Annotated in this window: 17 protein-coding genes and 2 tRNA genes; 5 read left to right on the top strand and 14 right to left on the bottom strand. The window is 27.0% G+C overall.

Going from position 1 to position 18,390, the window contains the following annotated elements:
- Positions 1 to 4: 4 nt before the first annotated feature.
- From Q0Y03_RS08365 to proB, 7 genes are all read right to left on the bottom strand, one after another.
- On the bottom strand, positions 5 to 1,054 hold the full coding sequence (locus Q0Y03_RS08365; protein WP_297713383.1) for a carbamoyl phosphate synthase small subunit: 1,050 nt from the start codon (positions 1,052 to 1,054) through the stop codon (positions 5 to 7).
- Between the two features lie 404 nt (positions 1,055 to 1,458).
- Positions 1,459 to 2,028, bottom strand: coding sequence for a Uma2 family endonuclease (locus tag Q0Y03_RS08370; protein ID WP_297713384.1), 570 nt, complete (start codon positions 2,026 to 2,028; stop codon positions 1,459 to 1,461).
- Positions 2,029 to 2,159: 131 nt separating this feature from the next.
- Positions 2,160 to 2,957, bottom strand: a complete 798-nt coding sequence (locus Q0Y03_RS08375; RefSeq protein ID WP_297713385.1) for an SDR family oxidoreductase — start codon at positions 2,955 to 2,957, stop codon at positions 2,160 to 2,162.
- A gap of 149 nt (positions 2,958 to 3,106) precedes the next feature.
- Positions 3,107 to 3,703, bottom strand: a complete 597-nt coding sequence (locus Q0Y03_RS08380; protein WP_297713386.1) for an ElyC/SanA/YdcF family protein — start codon at positions 3,701 to 3,703, stop codon at positions 3,107 to 3,109.
- Positions 3,704 to 3,773: 70 nt separating this feature from the next.
- Entirely contained in the window at positions 3,774 to 4,220 is a 447-nt protein-coding gene (locus Q0Y03_RS08385; protein WP_297713387.1) for a GNAT family N-acetyltransferase, read from the bottom strand.
- A 56-nt stretch (positions 4,221 to 4,276) separates the two neighbouring features.
- On the bottom strand, positions 4,277 to 5,521 hold the full coding sequence (locus tag Q0Y03_RS08390; protein ID WP_297713388.1) for a glutamate-5-semialdehyde dehydrogenase: 1,245 nt from the start codon (positions 5,519 to 5,521) through the stop codon (positions 4,277 to 4,279).
- Positions 5,522 to 5,545: 24 nt separating this feature from the next.
- Positions 5,546 to 6,352: a glutamate 5-kinase gene (gene proB / locus Q0Y03_RS08395; RefSeq protein WP_297713389.1), complete on the bottom strand. Its 807-nt coding sequence runs from the start codon at positions 6,350 to 6,352 to the stop codon at positions 5,546 to 5,548.
- Positions 6,353 to 6,649: 297 nt separating this feature from the next.
- On the opposite strand from proB, the gene Q0Y03_RS08400 reads away from it, so the two are divergent.
- Positions 6,650 to 8,023 carry a YjiH family protein gene (locus Q0Y03_RS08400; protein WP_297713390.1) on the top strand — a complete coding sequence of 458 codons (1,374 nt, stop codon included), beginning with the start codon at positions 6,650 to 6,652 and terminating at the stop codon, positions 8,021 to 8,023.
- A gap of 86 nt (positions 8,024 to 8,109) precedes the next feature.
- On the opposite strand, the gene Q0Y03_RS08405 is transcribed toward Q0Y03_RS08400, so the two are convergent.
- From Q0Y03_RS08405 to Q0Y03_RS08415, 3 genes are all read right to left on the bottom strand, one after another.
- Positions 8,110 to 8,184 (bottom strand) — tRNA-Glu (locus tag Q0Y03_RS08405).
- A 109-nt stretch (positions 8,185 to 8,293) separates the two neighbouring features.
- Complete coding sequence (locus Q0Y03_RS08410) at positions 8,294 to 9,988, bottom strand: ABC-ATPase domain-containing protein (protein WP_297713391.1); 1,695 nt, start codon at positions 9,986 to 9,988, stop codon at positions 8,294 to 8,296.
- A gap of 3 nt (positions 9,989 to 9,991) precedes the next feature.
- On the bottom strand, positions 9,992 to 10,564 hold the full coding sequence (locus Q0Y03_RS08415; RefSeq protein WP_297713392.1) for a DUF1836 domain-containing protein: 573 nt from the start codon (positions 10,562 to 10,564) through the stop codon (positions 9,992 to 9,994).
- Between the two features lie 214 nt (positions 10,565 to 10,778).
- Between Q0Y03_RS08415 and Q0Y03_RS08420 the strand changes: the two genes are divergently transcribed.
- Together Q0Y03_RS08420 and Q0Y03_RS08425 are read left to right on the top strand one after the other, a co-directional pair.
- Positions 10,779 to 11,426 carry a hemolysin III family protein gene (locus Q0Y03_RS08420; protein ID WP_297713393.1) on the top strand — a complete coding sequence of 216 codons (648 nt, stop codon included), beginning with the start codon at positions 10,779 to 10,781 and terminating at the stop codon, positions 11,424 to 11,426.
- 151 nt (positions 11,427 to 11,577) lie between these two features.
- On the top strand, positions 11,578 to 13,167 hold the full coding sequence (locus Q0Y03_RS08425) for an ATP-binding cassette domain-containing protein (RefSeq protein WP_294141065.1): 1,590 nt from the start codon (positions 11,578 to 11,580) through the stop codon (positions 13,165 to 13,167).
- 27 nt (positions 13,168 to 13,194) lie between these two features.
- On the opposite strand, the gene Q0Y03_RS08430 is transcribed toward Q0Y03_RS08425, so the two are convergent.
- The gene (locus Q0Y03_RS08430) at positions 13,195 to 13,755 is read right to left on the bottom strand and encodes a TetR/AcrR family transcriptional regulator (protein ID WP_297713394.1); all 561 of its coding nucleotides are present in this window, start codon (positions 13,753 to 13,755) and stop codon (positions 13,195 to 13,197) included.
- A 186-nt stretch (positions 13,756 to 13,941) separates the two neighbouring features.
- Here Q0Y03_RS08430 and Q0Y03_RS08435 point away from each other — a divergent pair, with 186 nt between their 5' ends.
- The gene (locus Q0Y03_RS08435; protein ID WP_297713395.1) at positions 13,942 to 14,832 is read left to right on the top strand and encodes a phosphatidylserine decarboxylase; all 891 of its coding nucleotides are present in this window, start codon (positions 13,942 to 13,944) and stop codon (positions 14,830 to 14,832) included.
- A gap of 13 nt (positions 14,833 to 14,845) precedes the next feature.
- On the opposite strand, the gene Q0Y03_RS08440 is transcribed toward Q0Y03_RS08435, so the two are convergent.
- The 3 genes from Q0Y03_RS08440 to Q0Y03_RS08450 all read right to left on the bottom strand — a co-directional run bounded on the left by Q0Y03_RS08440 (position 14,846) and on the right by Q0Y03_RS08450 (position 17,003).
- Complete coding sequence (locus tag Q0Y03_RS08440) at positions 14,846 to 15,979, bottom strand: DUF1887 family CARF protein (protein WP_297713396.1); 1,134 nt, start codon at positions 15,977 to 15,979, stop codon at positions 14,846 to 14,848.
- Positions 15,980 to 16,079: 100 nt separating this feature from the next.
- Positions 16,080 to 16,154, bottom strand: a tRNA-Arg gene (locus Q0Y03_RS08445).
- Positions 16,155 to 16,223: 69 nt separating this feature from the next.
- Positions 16,224 to 17,003, bottom strand: coding sequence for a DUF1189 family protein (locus Q0Y03_RS08450; RefSeq protein ID WP_297713397.1), 780 nt, complete (start codon positions 17,001 to 17,003; stop codon positions 16,224 to 16,226).
- A 180-nt stretch (positions 17,004 to 17,183) separates the two neighbouring features.
- On the opposite strand from Q0Y03_RS08450, the gene Q0Y03_RS08455 reads away from it, so the two are divergent.
- On the top strand, positions 17,184 to 18,386 hold the full coding sequence (locus Q0Y03_RS08455) for a L,D-transpeptidase (protein WP_297713398.1): 1,203 nt from the start codon (positions 17,184 to 17,186) through the stop codon (positions 18,384 to 18,386).
- Positions 18,387 to 18,390 lie beyond the last annotated feature (4 nt).

Genomic DNA, 18,390 nt, shown 5'->3' on the forward strand with positions numbered 1-18,390 from the left:
CCTCCTATAGTGCATATTCCATAAATCTGTCAAATATATATTCACTATCCTTTGGACCTGCTGCAGCCTCTGGATGGAATTGAACTGAATATATTGGTAAAGTAGTATGTTTCATACCTTCTATTGTTCCATCATTGATATTTACATGAGTTGCTACAACACCTTCTGGTAATTCATCAACTACATATCCATGATTTTGAGAAGTAATATGAACTCTATTTCTTTCTAAATCTTTTACTGGATGGTTACACCCTCTGTGTCCAAACTTTAATTTAGTAGTTCTTCCACCTAAAGTTAATGCTAATAATTGATGTCCTAAGCAAATACCAACTATAGGTTTAACTCCAACAATCTTCTTAACATTTTCTATTACAGTTCCTAAATCCTCAGGGTCTCCAGGGCCATTTGATAAAAATACTAAATCAGGATTTACTGATAATACTTCATCTGCAGTAGCTGTCATTGGGAAAACTGTTATTTTACAATTTCTCTTTTTGAAATTTCTTATTATATTAGATTTTATTCCAAAATCCATTATTGCAACATGTTTACCAGTTCCCTCAATTGTATAAGTTTCCTTTGTTGAAACTATGCTAACTGCTTCTTTATTTGAAAAAGCTTTAATCTTTTCTTCTACTTCTTCTAAATTTTCGTGTTCTAATGAAATAATCCCCTTCATAGTTCCATTATTTCTTAAAACTTTAGTTAAAGCTCTTGTATCTATTCCTTCTAATCCAATTATTTTATTTTGTTTTAAATAATCTTCTAATCCAATTTCACATCTAAAGTTATTTGGGAAGCTACATTTTTCCCTTACTATAAACCCTCTTACTTTTGGTGATTCAGATTCATTATCTTCTAAGTTTATTCCGTAGTTTCCTATTAGTGGATATGTCATAGTTACAATTTGCCCATAGTATGATGGGTCTGTTAATACCTCTTGATAACCAGTCATTCCTGTTGTAAATACAACTTCCCCTACGCTATCTTTTAAATATCCAAATGCCTTACCTTCAAAAGTCATACCATTTTCTAATATAAGCCTTGCTTTCATTCCTAGCCCTCCTGCAATTTATATATATAACAGCTAAAAATACACTTTCTAAAAGCTCTTCAATCTCAAATATAGTTTATCTATTAAATTCACTATATATTAGTGAATTTAATAGAAAAGGATAGTAGGGAGACATTTAACTATGTAATCTCTCCATACTATCCTTATAATATTTAAAATTAACTTTAGAAAATTCCTTTGATAAATCTATGTAACTATTGCTATTTACGTATAACATACCTACATACTCCTTTCTGGCCTCTCTGGACCAATTTAAAGTGTACTTTTTAACTAATTAACTTATTCTATATCCTTGTATATTATTCTATATGGCACACTAATTAATGTCAAGAATAAAATAGTCTCATTTATCACTTTTTGTATAATTAGTTAATTATATCATTTTAAAATATATCATTAAAATTTATTTTTAAATCACTAAATAAACTTGAGTTCACTTCTCCACCTATAGCTGTTATATATGTCTTATAATAATGTTCATCAATAAGTTCATATATAGTTATAACCTCTTCTTTTGGATCTACAATCCAATATTCTCTTACACCATATTTAGCATATAAGTTAAATTTAACAACTGTATCTCTTGATTTATTTTCATTGTTTGAAGTGCTTAATATTTCTATTATTATACTTGGAACTCCAAAATAACCATTATCCTTTAACCCAGTTTTATCACACATTACTGTTATATCTGGAATCACTACTTTAGGCTTATCCTCATTTTCACCTTGTAAATATACATCAAAAGGAGCTGCTAATACTAAACAATTTGTATTTTTAAAAAATCGTCTAAACTCATCAAATAAGTTTGCAGATACTATTTGATGTTTAGTTGATGGTGATGGTGACATATATACTATATCATCAATAAACTCTATTCTATTATCTGTATTTTTCTTAATTTCTAAATACTTTTCATATGTTACATTTAATTTATTTTCTAATTTAGCCATGTCACATCTCTCCTATATATAAGTATAATTTCAAGTTTTAATTTGATAAAAAGTTATCTTATTATTTTAATTTTATAATATATATTAATTATTGCCAATATAACATTGTTTTAATTCTTGAATCCATTTCACTATAAATGTAAATCACTCTCCATATTAGTCTTTAGTACTATTTTTCTTGAAATACTTCTAGGCAAAAACTTATTTCCTATAACTAATAACTTATTTTTCTTTCCTGGAATTATAATAAGCTTTCCTTTATTAAAATCTTTATAACAAATCCTTGCCACTTCTTCTACATCCATTAAATACTTTTTAGCAGCCTCACTCTTTTTAATGCCTGCCTTATCTTGAAAACTAGTCTTAACTGGACCTGGACAAAGACATGATACCTTTATTCCTGTTCTTTTATACTCTTCATGTATGGCTTCTGTTAAGTTAAGAACATATGCTTTTGATGCATAATATGAAGCCATTCTTGGTCCTGAACAAAATGCTGCAGTAGAAGCAACATTTAAAACCCCACCACTTTTATACTCTAATATTTTAGGTAAAAAAAATTTTGTTAATTGTGTTAATGCTTTTATATTTATATCTATTAATTCTTCTTCCTTTTTCCATTCAATATCATTAAAATCTCCAAAGGTTCCTATACCAGCATTGTTAACTAAAATATCTATACTTAACTTATTTATTTCTACATAATTAAATATATTTTTAATATCTTCACTCTTTGATAAATCTAATGATAAAGTTTTTATATCTATATTATATTTTGACAATTCATTCTTTACAGCTTCTAATTTAGTTTTATTTCTAGCAACTAAAACCAAATTATGTTTATCTTTTGCAAATAATTTGGCTAATTCATATCCAATTCCAGTTGATGCACCTGTTATTAACGTGTATCTTATTTCATTATTTGTCATAATTCTCTCCTAATTTCTCTATTTAGTTTTTTTATTTTTATAAAAAGTACCTAAAATAAAATTATACATTGTATTTAGTAATGACAACAGTAATTAAGTTAATACTATAAATAATAAAACTATTAAAAATAACCTTATAAAGATACATTCTAATGCATCTTTATAAGGCATAAAAAGAAATCCTTAATTTGTGCTAATAATTCTCTTCTTTTATATTTTTTCATTCTATCATATTCTCTCACATCAGAAGCAATACCATAAGCATCAATTCCTAATCTTCTTGCAATATATATAGCTCTAGGTAAATGATATCTATTTGTTGATATTATTGCACTTTTTATATTAAATATAGTTTTTGCTCTATATATACTATCAAATGTACAAAATCCACAATTATCGATAAGTAAATCCTGTTCTTTTACATTTACTTCAGTGTAGTTATTCATAATCCAATTTTTCATAGCCTTAAGCTCATTATAACTTTGTCCACTATTCTCTCCAGTTAATAAAATTGTTTTACTCATTCTTCTTACATATACTTTAGCACCAGTATCTAACCTATCTACTAATATATCACAAGGATCTCCATTCGGCTTTAATCCCGCTCCTAAAACAATTACCGTATCACAATCTATCGGAAGATCTTTCATGTCTAAAATGTACTCTTGTCCATATCTATCCATTACTACTAAAATCTCAAGAACAATTAGCACTATCATTAAACAAAAAATCAATATATAGACCATATATTATTCCTTCTCGACTATTTCTACTACTATATGATATGTATTACACCTTGTATTTGTACACTATTTTTTATAATTCTATTTTCATCTTAACATGAGGAATATTTACTTCATCATAAACATCAGATATAACTTTAAATCCTACACTTGAGTACATTTCTTTTACATACTCCTGTGCAGATAATACAACAACATTTTCATCTAAATTATTTTTAATAAACTCTAAACATGCTTTCATCATTTCTTGAGCTATACCTTTTCTTCTATGGCTTTTAAGCACTAAAACCCTACCTATTGAAATATTCTCATATCCAACTCCTTTAGGTACAATTCTGCTGTAAGCAACAATTCTTCCATTTTCTTCTAACATTACATGATGACTTAACTTATCTTTATCATCAAAATCTTGTTCTTCTGTAATTTCTTGTTCGCAAACAAAAACCTCAAACCTAGATTTTGCAATTTCATACATTTCATCAACAGTTAATTCATTAAATCTTAAAATTTTAAAATCCATAAAATTTCATACCTTTCCTAATTTCTAATATAGCTAATCTTATCATTAATTGTCACTTATCTAATTTGTCCATTTCCATAAATAATATATTTAATAGTAGTAAGTTCCTTAAGTCCCATTGGTCCTCTTGCATGAAGTTTTTGAGTACTAATTCCTATTTCTGCTCCAAATCCAAACTCTTCACCATCAGTAAATCTAGTTGATGCATTTACATAAACAGCTGCTGCATCTACCTTTTGTAAGAATTTTTGTGAATTTGCATAATCCTTAGTAACTATAGCTTCAGAATGTCCTGAACCAAAATGATTAATAAGATTAATAGCTTCATCTATATCCCTAACTATTTTAACACCAATTATATAATCTAAATATTCATTGTACCATTCTTCATCATTTGCCTTTATTATTGAAGAATCATAAGCTATTGCAGATTCATCCCCTCTAATTTCTACTTTTTTCTCTTTTAACTCATTTAAAATTATTGGCATAAATTCCTTAGCTATTTTTTCATGAACTAATAATTTTTCAGCAGCATTACATACAGATGGTCTTGAAGTTTTTGCATTTAATACTATATTTTTAGCCATTTCAAAATCAGCATATTCATCAACATATATATGACAGTTACCTGTTCCAGTTTCAATTACAGGTACAGTTGCATTTTTAACTACAGCTTGGATAAGTCCTGCTCCACCTCTTGGAATTAAGACATCTATATATTCTTTTAATTTCATCATTTCAGTTGCAACTTCTCTGCTAGTATCTTCTACTAATTGAATTGCATCCCCTGGAAGATTTACGGCTTTAAGGCCTTCTCTTAAAACTTTAACTATAGCCTTGTTAGAGTTAATAGCCTCACTTCCACCTCTTAAAATAACTGTATTTCCAGCTTTAAAACAAAGCCCTGCGGCATCACTTGTTACATTTGGTCTTGCTTCATATATTATTCCTATAACTCCTAAAGGCACCCTTTTTTGTCCTATTTGTAATCCATTAGGTCTATTCCACATTCCTAAAACTTCTCCAACAGGATCTGGAAGTGCTGCTACTTGTCTTAATCCACTAGCCATGCCTTCTATTCTTTCTTCATTTAATGTTAATCTATCAAGCATAGATTTAGATGTACCCTTCTCCACGGCAGCTTGTAAATCTATTTTATTAGCATTAATAATTTCTTCCTTATTATTAACTAAAAAATCTGCCATCGTATTTAGACCTTTATTCTTTTCCCCTGTACTTAAACTTCCTAATATAAAAGAAACTTCTTTAGACTTTTTTCCTTTAATAATTAATTCACTCATTGTTCTTTAACTCCCCTCTTATAATTATTTTTTCATAAACAATGTTCCAATTTCTTTACCCTCAGTAATATCTAATAATATTGATGGATTATCTCCATTAGCTAATATCATATTACATCCTGCATTTATAGCTCTTTTTGCCGCAGTTAACTTTGTAGCCATTCCCCCAGTTCCAAGTGAACTTCCAGCGCCACCAGCACATTCTTCTAATTCTGGTGTAATTTCTTCTACAGTCTTTATAAGTTTAGAATTTGGATTCTTTCTTGGATCTGAATCATAGAATCCATCTATGTCAGATAATATAATTAACAAATCAGCTGATACTAATTGTGCTACTATGGCAGATAAATTATCATTATCACCAAATCTAACTATGTTTTCTATTTCATCTATGGCAACTGTATCATTTTCATTAACTATTGGTATTATTCCATTTTCTAATAAAGTTTCAAATGTATTAACAACATTCTCTCTTATATGATCATCTTCAACAACATCTCTTGTTAAAAGAACTTGACCAACAATATGACTATATTCTCCAAAAAACTTACTATATATATGCATAAGTTCACATTGACCTACTGCTGCTACCGCTTGTTTTTCTTTTATACTTGTTGGTTTTTCTTTTAATTTTAATTTATTAACTCCAACACCAACAGCTCCTGATGTAACAAGAACCACTTCTTTTCCCGAATTCATTAAATCTGATAACACCATTGTTAATTTTTCGATTCTTGTTAAATTTATATTTCCATTATCATAAGTAAGAGTAGATGTTCCTACCTTAACTACTATTCTATTACATTCCGTTATTTGATCCCTATAATCCATTTTACTTATCTCCCTAATCTTATCTTGTTATTTTTATATTATAATTATCTTTATTACTATTTACCATAAAAATTATCTTTACATTTATCCCCTCATATTCCTTTTAAAGCGATTTCCATCTATAAAATTGAATAAAATTTTTATAAAACTTAATAATTTTGCATAAAAATTAAATTTTACAAGCTTTTCCTAGCCATTTCTGCATAAAAAAGTATTGATTTTTAATATTCTTATATTTAAAATGAACGTAGATGAATAATTATAAAAATTTATATTCATAAATACAAAGGAGACAAAATGGAAATTTCAAAATTTAAACCATTTAATAATAAAATTACCTTAAAAGATAATTTAAAATCTATAATTCCTTCTATAATCGGTATTTTATTATTTATAATTCCAATAAAACACAAAGGTGGTGTAACAATTCCAATTGCTATTCTTTCTGGAATGTTAGTAGATTTTCTTGGTGAATATCTAGTATATATAATTACTGGAACATTAGTTATATCAGCTATACTTAGTTTAGTAACTACATTATTTAAACCTAAATTTATTACTAATAATAAATTATTAAATTCACTTTTTAGTATTACACCTTTATGGTTAACATCTAGGGTGCTTGGAGGAATATTTGGAGTTCTTTCAGCATTTCAAATAGGGCCTGAAATGATAATAAGCGCAGATACTGGTTCATTTGTATTGCACGACCTTTTAACTGTATTATTTTCTATATTTTTGTTTGCAGGATTATTCTTACCACTATTACTTAACTTTGGCTTACTAGAATTTTTTGGTGCTTTATTAACAAAAGTAATGAGACCTTTATTTAAGTTACCTGGTCGTTCATCAATCGACTGTATTACTTCTTGGTTAGGTGATGGTACCTTAGGAATAATGTTAACTAACAAACAATATGAAGATGGATTTTACACTGAAAGAGAAGCTGCTACCATAAGTACTACATTCTCTGCAGTTTCAATTACATTTAGTTTAATCGTAATAAATACTGTTGGACTTGGAAATATGTTTGTACCATTCTATCTAACTGTTACATTTGCTGGTATAGTTGCAGCAATAATAGTTCCAAGAATTTATCCATTATCAAAAAAGAAAGATACTTATTACAATGGTGAAACTAAAAAATTAGATGAATCTATTCCTGAAGGATATACTGCCTTATCGTGGGGATATGAACAGGCTATAATAAAAGCAAGAAAAAACTCTAGTATAAGTGAATTCTTTGCTGAAGGCGCTAAAAATGTTTTAGATATGTGGCTTGGAGTTCTTCCTGTTGTTATGTGTATGGCAACATTAGCTCTTATAATAGCTACTTATACTCCAGTATTTAAAATTTTAGGATTGCCATTTGTTCCAATACTACATTTATTACAAGTACCTGAAGCCCTTCAAGCTTCTCAAACATTAGTTGTTGGTTTTGCTGATATGCTATTACCTTCTGTTGTTGCTTCAACAACAATAACTAATGAAATGACAAGATTTATAGTTGCTGCAGTATCTGTAACTCAGCTTATATATATGTCTGAAGTTGGTGGTGTTTTACTTGGATCAAAGATTCCAGTAAACATAAAAGAATTAATTGTAATATTTATAGAAAGAACATTAATAACTTTACCTGTTATAGTTTTAATTGCAAATTTTATTTATTAAAATACTTAAGCTGTCTTTTGAAGACAGCTTATTTTAGTGTAAATAAAAAGGAGCAAACATAATGTTCAACTCCTAAATCCTTGATATGGTGACCTGTAGGGGAATCGAACCCCTGATTTCACCGTGAGAGGGTGACGTCTTGACCTCTTGACCAACAAGCCATTGTAAATTATTTACTTTACAATATTAATATTACCATATATTATAAAAATATTCTAGTTATTTTTTACATATTTAAAAATTTATTTAATTTTTACGCAAATTTTGTAATTATTTCTTAATTCTTAGTTTTCTAAATCTATTATAAGCACTTATTAATTCCTGCTTTCTTACAGTAGCTAAACTTCCATATCCACCTTTTGTATTATCAATATTAATAAGATTATTATTTATTTCATTAATCATTTTATCTGTAATTTCAATTAAAGTTAAATTTTTTCCAATTAAGTTGTTTTCAACATACTTCATTATAGCCCCTATAGTATTTAATTGTTCAGTATCTACAATCTGCTCAACAGCTCTTAAATCTATATTATCTCTATTAATAGAAAGTCCATCCTTTCCTAAGGTTTTTATCTTAACACCTTTTGGCCCAGATTCTATAGTTCCCCTAAGTATTACCCTATCAAAATTTATATTAATATCTAAATCTTTACTATGTTTATTATTTTCTTTAATTAAAGACTTAGCTTTTTCTGTAACTTCAAATGGTTCATAATTATCCATTTGGATAATTAAATCTGCAATATCAAAAAAGTCTCCTGAACTCCCGGCCACTAATATAGTTGATATACCTTTTTTATTATAAAGACTTCTTGCAACATCAATAAATGGAGTTATTGGCTCTTTATCCTTTGCCACAAGCTGTTGCATAATATTATCTCTAATCATAAAATTAGTTGCTGAAGTATCTTCATCTATTAAAAATACCTTTGTTCCACTTTCAATTCCTTCAACAATATTAGCTGCCTGAGATGTACTTCCGCTTGCATTTTCTGTATAAAACTTAACTGTATCTTTTCCATTAGGCAGATTATTTATAAATAATGATATATCAGTTTTAGTTATTGCTCTTCCATCTTCAGCTCTAACTTTTAAAGCACTATCATCAGTAATAACAAATTCTCTACCATCACCTTCAATATGATTATATACCCCAAGTTCTAATGCTCTAAGTAATGTTGATTTACCATGATATCCGCCACCAACTATAAGTGTTATTCCTTCTGGTATCCCCATACCTTTTATAATTCCTCTATTTGGTGTATTAAACTCTATTTCTAATTCTTTAGGTGATATAAATTTCTTTCCATCCTTTAATGGTTTTTGTGAAACCCCACTTTCTCTTGGCAAAATAGAATTATTACCTACAAATGCAACTAATTTTCTCCTTTTAAGTTCACCTCTAATAAACTCTTGATCTTGAACTAACTTTATTCTTTCATCTAAAGCTTTATTATTTACATTAGTATAAATTAAAGTATTCTCTACTATGTTAGGTAAAATATTAAATAATATCTTTTCTAATTCATATGATAATACACTTCTTCCTTTAGCCGGAAAACCAATATAAAATCTTGCTTCAATTTTTTCATTATCTATTATTATTGAAGTTCTTTCTAATATTTGTTGTGGACATCTACTTATTTCTAAAAGCCCACTCTTACCTGACCCAAATATTTTTTCACCATATTTATATATATTTTTACTAAATAATCTAGTTAAAAAATCACATAATGCAATTTTCTTATATTTCTCATTAAATAATTGCCCTGGAAATTTATTAATATTATCTTCTACTATTACTCTAACTCTTGATGGTGATGCAAATGGATCTCCTTGAACATGATCTATGCTTAATACATAGTTATCAAATTTATATTGCCCCTCTAAATCTTTATATGACTTATATCCTCGCCCATTGATTCTATCTAATTCTCTTTTTAAATCCCTTGAATTTTTCATATACTACTCCTGTTCAGTGAAGAACTCATCAATTAACTTCTCACTCATTCTTCTATACATATTACTCATATTTACTAAAGAACATAACAATAAAAATCTTTTTTCAAATTCACTATTTAATACTTTATTTTCATCAATTTTATTATTTATATTCTCAATTTTATTAATAACATCTTCTCTAAAGTTATTCTCATCATTTACGCATTCATCTAAAAAGCAAGAGTATAATTCTCTTAGTGGATAATTATCTTCCTCTGGCTTATTTATAAATTCATCTAAAGAAAGCTTTATATCATTTATAGATAATGCCCCTTTTAAATTGTAAATTAAAGACATTAATATTATATGCTCTTTTGAATATTTCTTATTTTTTATTGGTAATAATAATTTCCCTTTAGCATAATTATTAATCATGGTTTTTGTTAATATTTTTTCATCTTCGTTTCTTTTTTGATTACTTAATTTCGATTCAAATAGTTGTATTACTTGATCCATATATAAATCTATTTCTGGTATTTCATCTAACTTTATATTACTTTCTAATTGCAAACTATTTAGTATTTCTAGTATATTCATAGCATCCTCCACGTAGTTTTTAAAACTATATCATCTATGTATTTAATAATAATAGCATTTACTAACATTTGCAAGAATATTTAATATAATTAATGATAATTTCATTAAATCACCTATTATAAACTTTGACTCTTTTGCACATATAATAAATAATATCAATATAATATCATGTAGTTTTAATAACTATATATTGAATCGAGAGGTGTTTTTCTATATGTATAAAAAATTAAGAGAACCTATTAACTCTATTACCCATTTTGCTGGAGCCGGCTTATCTTTACTTGCTTTAATAGCAATGTTAATTAAGTCTATATCCTCAAACTCTTCTAGTATTGCAATATTATCTGTGACTATTTTTGGAATTAGTTTAATTCTTTTATATACAACTTCTGGAACCTATCATGGAATAATGTCTAGCGAGAAGGTAATTAATACTTTTAAAAAGCTTGATCACTCAATGATTTTTGTTTTAATTGCTGGATCTTATGCTCCATTCTGTTTGCTTTCTATTGGTGGCAAATTTGGTATTACAATGTTTATAATAATGATTACCCTTGCTATTGCAGGAATTATATTTAAACTTTGTTGGTTTAATTGTCCTTGTTGGGTTGATAGTGCAATGTATATTGGAATGGGCTGGGCTGCTTTGTTTATGATTAAACCTTTAGCCGCTATTTTACCTGGAATAAGTTTATTTTGGTTAGTTCTTGGTGGCGTTCTTTATACAATTGGAGGAATTATTTATGCCAGTAAATCTAAGAAATTAACTATAGGAAATTGGGGATTTCATGAAATATTCCATATCTTTATATTACTTGGTAGTTTGAGTCATTTTATTTGTGTATATACTTACGTAATATAAGTAAAAAAGAGTTGTCTTGCTAAATAATTAGTATACAACTCTTTTTTTATAAAAAATTAATTCACACTTTCAATATTGTATATTTTCATGAAAAGATAAAAACTTTGTGTTATAATATCGAGAGAATAAGAAATGAAATGAGGTATGTTGAGTGATAAATGTTTTAAATGTAAGTTTAAGATACGGGTCTCGTAAATTATTTGAAGATGTTAATATCAAGTTTACTCCTGGTAACTGCTATGGTGTTATTGGTGCTAACGGAGCTGGAAAATCTACATTCTTAAAAATATTATCTGGAGAAGTTGAACCAAATACTGGTGAAGTTATCATTGCTCCAAATACAAGAATGTCTGTTTTAAGTCAAGATCATTATAAATATGATGAATTCCCTGTTTTAGAAACAGTTATAATGGGTAATGAAAGATTACATACTATAATGAAAGAAAAAGATGCTTTATATGCTAAGCCTGACTTTTCAGATGAAGATGGAATTAAAGCCGCTGAATTAGAAGGTGAATTTGCTGAATTAAACGGTTGGGAAGCTGAATCTGAAGCATCATCTTTATTACAAGGCTTAGGAATCGGAACTGATGCACATTACAAATTAATGTCAGAATTAACTGGTGCTGAAAAAGTTAAAGTATTACTTGCTCAAGCTTTATTTGGTAACCCAGGAATATTAATCCTTGACGAGCCTACTAACCACTTAGATATTAAATCAATTAAATGGCTTCAATCTTTCTTAGGTGACTTTGAAGGTACAGTTATAGTTGTATCACATGATAGACATTTCTTAAATGAAGTTTGTACTCACATGGCTGACGTTGACTTCGGTAAGATTAAACTATATGTTGGTAACTATGATTTCTGGTATGAATCAAGCCAATTAGCTACTCAAATGGCTAAAGACCAAAATAAGAAAAAGGAAGAAAAAATTAAGGAATTACAAGACTTTATCGCTAGATTTAGTGCTAATGCTTCTAAATCAAAGCAAGCAACATCTCGTAAAAAGTTATTAGAAAAAATTACTTTAGACGATATAGAGCCTTCAAGCAGAAGATATCCATTCGTTGGATTTAAGCCTGAAAGAGAGGTTGGTAATGATATATTAGTAGTTGAAGGATTATCTAAAACTGTTGATGGCGTTAAAGTTTTAGATAACGTAAGCTTCAGAGTAAATAAAGATGAAAAAATTGCTTTTGTAGGAAATGAAATTGCAATTACAACTTTATTTAAGATAATAAACGGAGAAATGGAACCAGATGCTGGTGAATATAAATGGGGTATCACTATAACTAAAGCATACTTCCCTAAAGATAACTCTGAATTCTTTAACGATTGTACATTAAGCTTAGTTGACTGGTTAAGACAATTCTCTGAAGAAAAATCTGAAAGTTATATTAGAGGATTTTTAGGAAGAATGTTATTCTCTGGAGAAGAAGCTTTAAAAGAAGCTAACGTATTATCTGGAGGAGAAAAGGTTAGATGTATGCTTTCTAGAATGATGCTTTCTAGTGCAAATGTATTAATTTTAGATGGTCCTACTAACCACTTAGACCTTGAATCAATTACAGCTGTAAATAACGGATTAAAGGACTATAACAGTAATGTATTATTTGCTTCTCATGACCACCAATTCGTTCAAACAGTTGCAAATAGAATTATAAGAATAAATGATGATGGATCTATCTTTGATAGAACTATGACATATGACGAATTCTTAGAAAAATTCGGTGAATAATAAAGGGAGCCAATATTACAGGCTCCTTTATTTAATTACTAAACCATCAAACATTATATCTATAATATTTCTCATGGTATCTTTATAATCTAATTTTTCTTTATGTAAATTATCATCTTCAATTAAAATTCTAATACTACCAATTAGAACACTTTTCATAAGATTTAAATTTACTTTTTTAATTAATCCCTCTTTAATACATTTATTTATCAGTATTTCTGTTGGACCCCAGCATATATCTAATCTATTAATTATTTTTTCATAGATATTAGGATAAAATTTCTTTATTTCATGTATTTTTGTATAATCAATAGTATTATAAGAAGTTGGGATTACTGTTAATAATCTCTTTAACTTGTCTAAATCATCTATACTATTATCTTCAATTATTACCTGTCCTTGATGTTTAATTGAATCAAACACCTCATCAACTAATAAGCTTAATAATGTTTCCTTACTATCTATATTTTCATAAAGAGTTCTTTTACTAACCCCCAATTTGTTAGCAATATCATCCATTGTAAATTTAACGCCTTTTTCTCTAAAGATATCTATAGTTGCATTTATTATTTTTATTTCCAAGCTCATACAATCCTCCACAACCTAATAAACTATTTCATATAAATTTATTCTATAGTTTTACATTTATAGTTTCAAATAACTTTTCTATTATATTAATGTTAATAAACTATTAAAAGAAAATATGTTAATATATTATTATATTTTCTTTTATAATAAATAATAACATTTTTCTTAATTAATATGAGGTAAATTATGATACAAATTTATAATAGACAAACAAATAAATATGATACTGAAGATGTTGCTGGCGGAAAGTACATAAAGTGGGCTTATGAATCACCAATAGGTAAAAGTTTTGTTGAATTATTTATAAAAAGAAAACTTTTTTCTAAATTATATGGTAATTATTGCGATAGTAAATTTAGTACAAAAAAAATTAACTCATTTATTAAAAATTTTAACATTAATACTGATATATTTACTGATGATCCATCAGACTTTAAAAGTTTTAATGACTTTTTTATTAGAAAACTTACTCCAGAAGCTAGGCCTATTAATAAAAATAAAAATATCTTAATCTCCCCTGGTGATGGACGTTTATTAGCTTATACTGATATTGATATAAATTCCTTAATTCAGGTGAAGGGAATTACTTATAGCTTATCTGAATTAATAGAAGATAATCCTATTGCAAATGAATATAATGGTGGTACTTGTTTAGTTTTAAGACTATGCCCTACAGACTATCATAGACTACACTTTATTGATAATGGTGTTGCAGAAAAATCAAATATAGTTAAGGGGAATTATTACTCTGTTAATCCTACAGCTTTAGAGAGAATTCCTAAGTTATATTGTCAAAATAAACGTGAATGGTCTGTTTTTCACTCTGAAAATTTTGACGATGTAATTCTTATAGAAGTAGGTGCAACTTGTGTTGGGTCTATAGTTCAAAGCTATGAACCAAATAAAAAAGTTACTAAAGGTGATGAAAAATCATACTTTAAATTTGGTGGTTCTACTACTATTCTTTTCTTCAAGCCAAACACTGTAAATATAGATGATGATATACTTATACAATCATCTTTTGGCTTTGAAACAAAAGTTAATATGGGAGAAAAAATAGGAGAAAAATTTAACTAAAGTGCTTTGCACTTTAGTTATTTATTATACTCTTAATTTCTTTGATAAATTTTTCTTCATTTCCATCAAAAATAATTAAATGAATTCCCATTTCTTTTGCCCTTATTTTTACTGGAGATTTTATTGGCTCTTTTGTAGCCACTAATATTTTATAAGCATTTTCTCCTCCAAATTTAGTAGCATATACATTTAATTCATTTAATGCCATTTCATTATATTTATCACTATCTTTACATGAAATAAAAATTGGAATTGAATCTTTTACTGCTACAACATCAAGCTCATTTCTAACTAATTGATTTTCATCATCCCATAAAAACATTACCCCATTTTTTGCTTCATCTACCTCTTCAATACTATTAATCAATTTATTTGTTTCTATTTCTAACCATGTTCCACTTTTGAATATAAATGCTTTTAGATAATAATTATTAAAATTAACAGTTATTTTATCATTTTCTTTCCTATAATTAATTTCATTCATTTCTTTAAGTTTAGATAGTATTTTATCTAATAAATTAATCTCTTCATTTTCTAATGTTTGAGTATGAATATATATTCTTTGAGGTCCATTGCTATCATGTTCAAATATACTTGATTCATATAATTGTTGCTTATACTTATGCCATAATCCTAAGTTATTAGATATTTGTTCAGCAAAATAAATTAAATCTTTTTTATTACATAGTTCTGAAGAATCTTCAACAATTTTTCCTCCTGAAGCTTTAACAATGTCATCAATCTCCAAATCTTCAAAAGTTTTTTCATATATTACTATATTATCTTTAAATTCATACATAATTTGCTTCTTAATATCTATATATACTGCTGTAAGTTTTTCTTTTATACACAAATCTAATAAAATTAAGGAATTTACTCTTTTTCCTCCTGTTAAATTAAGTAGAATATTCTTATCTTTTATACTTTTTATTATTTTTTCTAATTCTTCTTTATTTCCTTCTTCAACAAGAACTTCTTCAATTTTAATTTTTCTAAAATTTTTTTCATAATATAATCTAAGTGTTTTCATTTTTTCTTCAGAGTCTTTATCCTTTATGAAATAGACTATACTTGGATTAAACTCTTGAGTTGCTAGGATATTACTTTCATTGTGCTCATCTACTTGATTTATTAATATATCAATCATATATCTATACCTCTTTATTTTAACTATAAAAATAGTTTTCCTAGTAATATAGAATTTTATAATAACAAAAAAGAACTGTTGAAATTCAACAGTTCTTTTTTGGCAGAGCGTAAAGGAATCGAACCCTTAATGCGCCGTCCGTAGCGGCGTGTTATATCCGTTTAACTAACGCTCCATAGTGTTAACAAATCTATGTTAACACAAAAATTATAATTTATCAACAATTAAAATTTTTTACATTTAACTAATTGCTTTCTATATTAGAATTTTCATCATAAAAAGATATATAATTTAATCCAAACATTAATATAATGCCACCAGCTAAAATAGAATATCCACCAATTGGATATATTAAATTAATTATTGCTGGTAATGTAACAGAATATAGCGAAAGATTAAATACTTTTACATACCCAATTTTTCTATTTGAAATTAGATTACTTAATAATCCTACTAAGGATATTAATAATGCATATATTATTAATTGTATAAAATTAATAACTATCATAATTGGAATAACTATATACTTAATTATACCAACCTTTTCTAATGCTGAAATTACAAAATTATTATCCAAATCTACTTTATCTAAACCTAAATCAGAATATTTATATGTAATATTTTCTGATCCTACCTTAACCATAAATCCATCCTTAAGTATTACAGTTACCATATCCTTATGAACAGTAATACTTCTTAGAGATTCTAAATCCTCTACTCCCTGGTCTGTATCTATATATATTAACGCTTGCCCTTCTTCTTCTTTTATAGGAGATGTCTTAAAATCTAATATTCCATCTTTCATCTCAAATTGAACTTCATCTTGACTTAAAATCATTTTTGTAGTTTTCTCTAATCCTGAAATTATTACAGTAGTCATTGCTCCTTGAATAACTCCAATAATCAAAGAAAGCACTAATACATATAAAAATGCCTTGCTTATTTTTTCTTTATATAAATAAACATATTTATTCGGACTAATACTAAAAATAAATTTATTTCTCATTCTTACTTTATCCTTCATTACCCCTCCAATAAATCTAATAAATTATTAATAAATTTAGTTTTAAGTTCGCTTTTCACACTTTGATTATAACATATTTTTCTAAATTATCTTATGTACTTTTTGTAAATTTGCTTACTATAGGTTTAAAAATAAATAAAATAGTCAATTATTAATAATAAAACATAAGGAGGTATTTAATTGAAAAATTTATTTAGAAAACCTAAAAGAAATATATTTAGATTTATTACAATTATTTTTGCGGGATTATTATTAGTATTTGCTGTTAATTACTATATAAATTATAAATATTCTTTAATTACAGATGACTTTTTCTCAAAATTTAACAGTTATAATTTTACTGCTGCAAAAGAAATTATTACAGATGACAATATTTACTTAAAATTAAAAAAGAAAACTTTAAATAAAGATCTAAATACTTATTTTTCATCTTTAGTCAAAAACTTTTGTGATTCTGTTTTAGATAATGAAGATAACAAGTCAAATGCCCTGGAAGTTTTAAATGAAATTAAGAGTTATAATATATTAGATTCATCATTGAATAAAGCAATAATTTCATTAGATGACAATTATATTCCAGAAAATGATTCTGATTATAAAGCAATTTTAGACTTAGGTTTAGATAATTGTAATAGTGGTAATTTTGATATTGCTATAAGCTTACTAAAAAAAATCCCTGATTCTTCGAAATACTATAGTGATGCAACCAAATATATAGAAAAATGTATGACTGATTACAAAAATAATTTATTTAAAGAAGCAGATGAGTTAGCTAAAAATGATTATTATACTAAAGCTATAAATTTATTATCTAATGTTGATGCTTCTATAATTTCAGAAGAAGATGAGGAAATTAATAATAAAATTAATTCTATAGCTGAAGCTAAGGAAAATTATTTAGCTTCTATAGGTGCTAATGATAGTCAAAATTCAACCTCAACATCTAGTCAATTACTTCAATCAATTACTAGTAACAACATAAACACTCTAAACCTAGAAAGCTTAACTCCATATTTAATATATGTAAATTTATCTGAACAAATGACATATGTTTATAAAGGAACTATGAATAAATGGGATACTGTTAAATCATTTACTTGTTCTACAGGAATAAACGATGAAAAGACACCAACTGGAGTTTTTGATATTCGTGAACGTGGAGATTGGTTCTTTTCAGATAAGTATCAACAAGGTGGAAAGTACTGGGTGCAATTTTATGGTGATTATTTGTTCCATTCTGTTCCTTATAACGAAGATCAAAGTGAAGTAGTAGACAATACTTTAGGAACTCCAGCTTCTCACGGTTGCATTAGATTAAAAACAGAAGATGCCAAATGGATTTATGATAATATAGAAGCTGGTACAAAAGTTATAATTAATTAAATTT

The sequence above is a fragment of the Clostridium sp. genome (genome assembly GCF_026168755.1).
Taxonomy (GTDB): Bacteria; Bacillota; Clostridia; order Clostridiales; family Clostridiaceae; genus Clostridium.

Coding starts and splice junctions, on each gene's coding strand:
- Q0Y03_RS08365 (WP_297713383.1), bottom strand. CDS start 1,054: ATGAAAGCAAGGCTTATATTAGAAAATGGTATGACTTTTGAAGGTAAG.
- Q0Y03_RS08370 (WP_297713384.1), bottom strand. CDS start 2,028: ATGGCTAAATTAGAAAATAAATTAAATGTAACATATGAAAAGTATTTA.
- Q0Y03_RS08375 (WP_297713385.1), bottom strand. CDS start 2,957: ATGACAAATAATGAAATAAGATACACGTTAATAACAGGTGCATCAACT.
- Q0Y03_RS08380 (WP_297713386.1), bottom strand. CDS start 3,703: ATGGTCTATATATTGATTTTTTGTTTAATGATAGTGCTAATTGTTCTT.
- Q0Y03_RS08385 (WP_297713387.1), bottom strand. CDS start 4,220: ATGGATTTTAAAATTTTAAGATTTAATGAATTAACTGTTGATGAAATG.
- Q0Y03_RS08390 (WP_297713388.1), bottom strand. CDS start 5,521: ATGAGTGAATTAATTATTAAAGGAAAAAAGTCTAAAGAAGTTTCTTTT.
- proB (WP_297713389.1), bottom strand. CDS start 6,352: ATGGATTATAGGGATCAAATAACGGAATGTAATAGAATAGTAGTTAAG.
- Q0Y03_RS08400 (WP_297713390.1), top strand. CDS start 6,650: ATGGAAATTTCAAAATTTAAACCATTTAATAATAAAATTACCTTAAAA.
- Q0Y03_RS08410 (WP_297713391.1), bottom strand. CDS start 9,988: ATGAAAAATTCAAGGGATTTAAAAAGAGAATTAGATAGAATCAATGGG.
- Q0Y03_RS08415 (WP_297713392.1), bottom strand. CDS start 10,564: ATGAATATACTAGAAATACTAAATAGTTTGCAATTAGAAAGTAATATA.
- Q0Y03_RS08420 (WP_297713393.1), top strand. CDS start 10,779: ATGTATAAAAAATTAAGAGAACCTATTAACTCTATTACCCATTTTGCT.
- Q0Y03_RS08430 (WP_297713394.1), bottom strand. CDS start 13,755: ATGAGCTTGGAAATAAAAATAATAAATGCAACTATAGATATCTTTAGA.
- Q0Y03_RS08435 (WP_297713395.1), top strand. CDS start 13,942: ATGATACAAATTTATAATAGACAAACAAATAAATATGATACTGAAGAT.
- Q0Y03_RS08440 (WP_297713396.1), bottom strand. CDS start 15,979: ATGATTGATATATTAATAAATCAAGTAGATGAGCACAATGAAAGTAAT.
- Q0Y03_RS08450 (WP_297713397.1), bottom strand. CDS start 17,003: ATGAAGGATAAAGTAAGAATGAGAAATAAATTTATTTTTAGTATTAGT.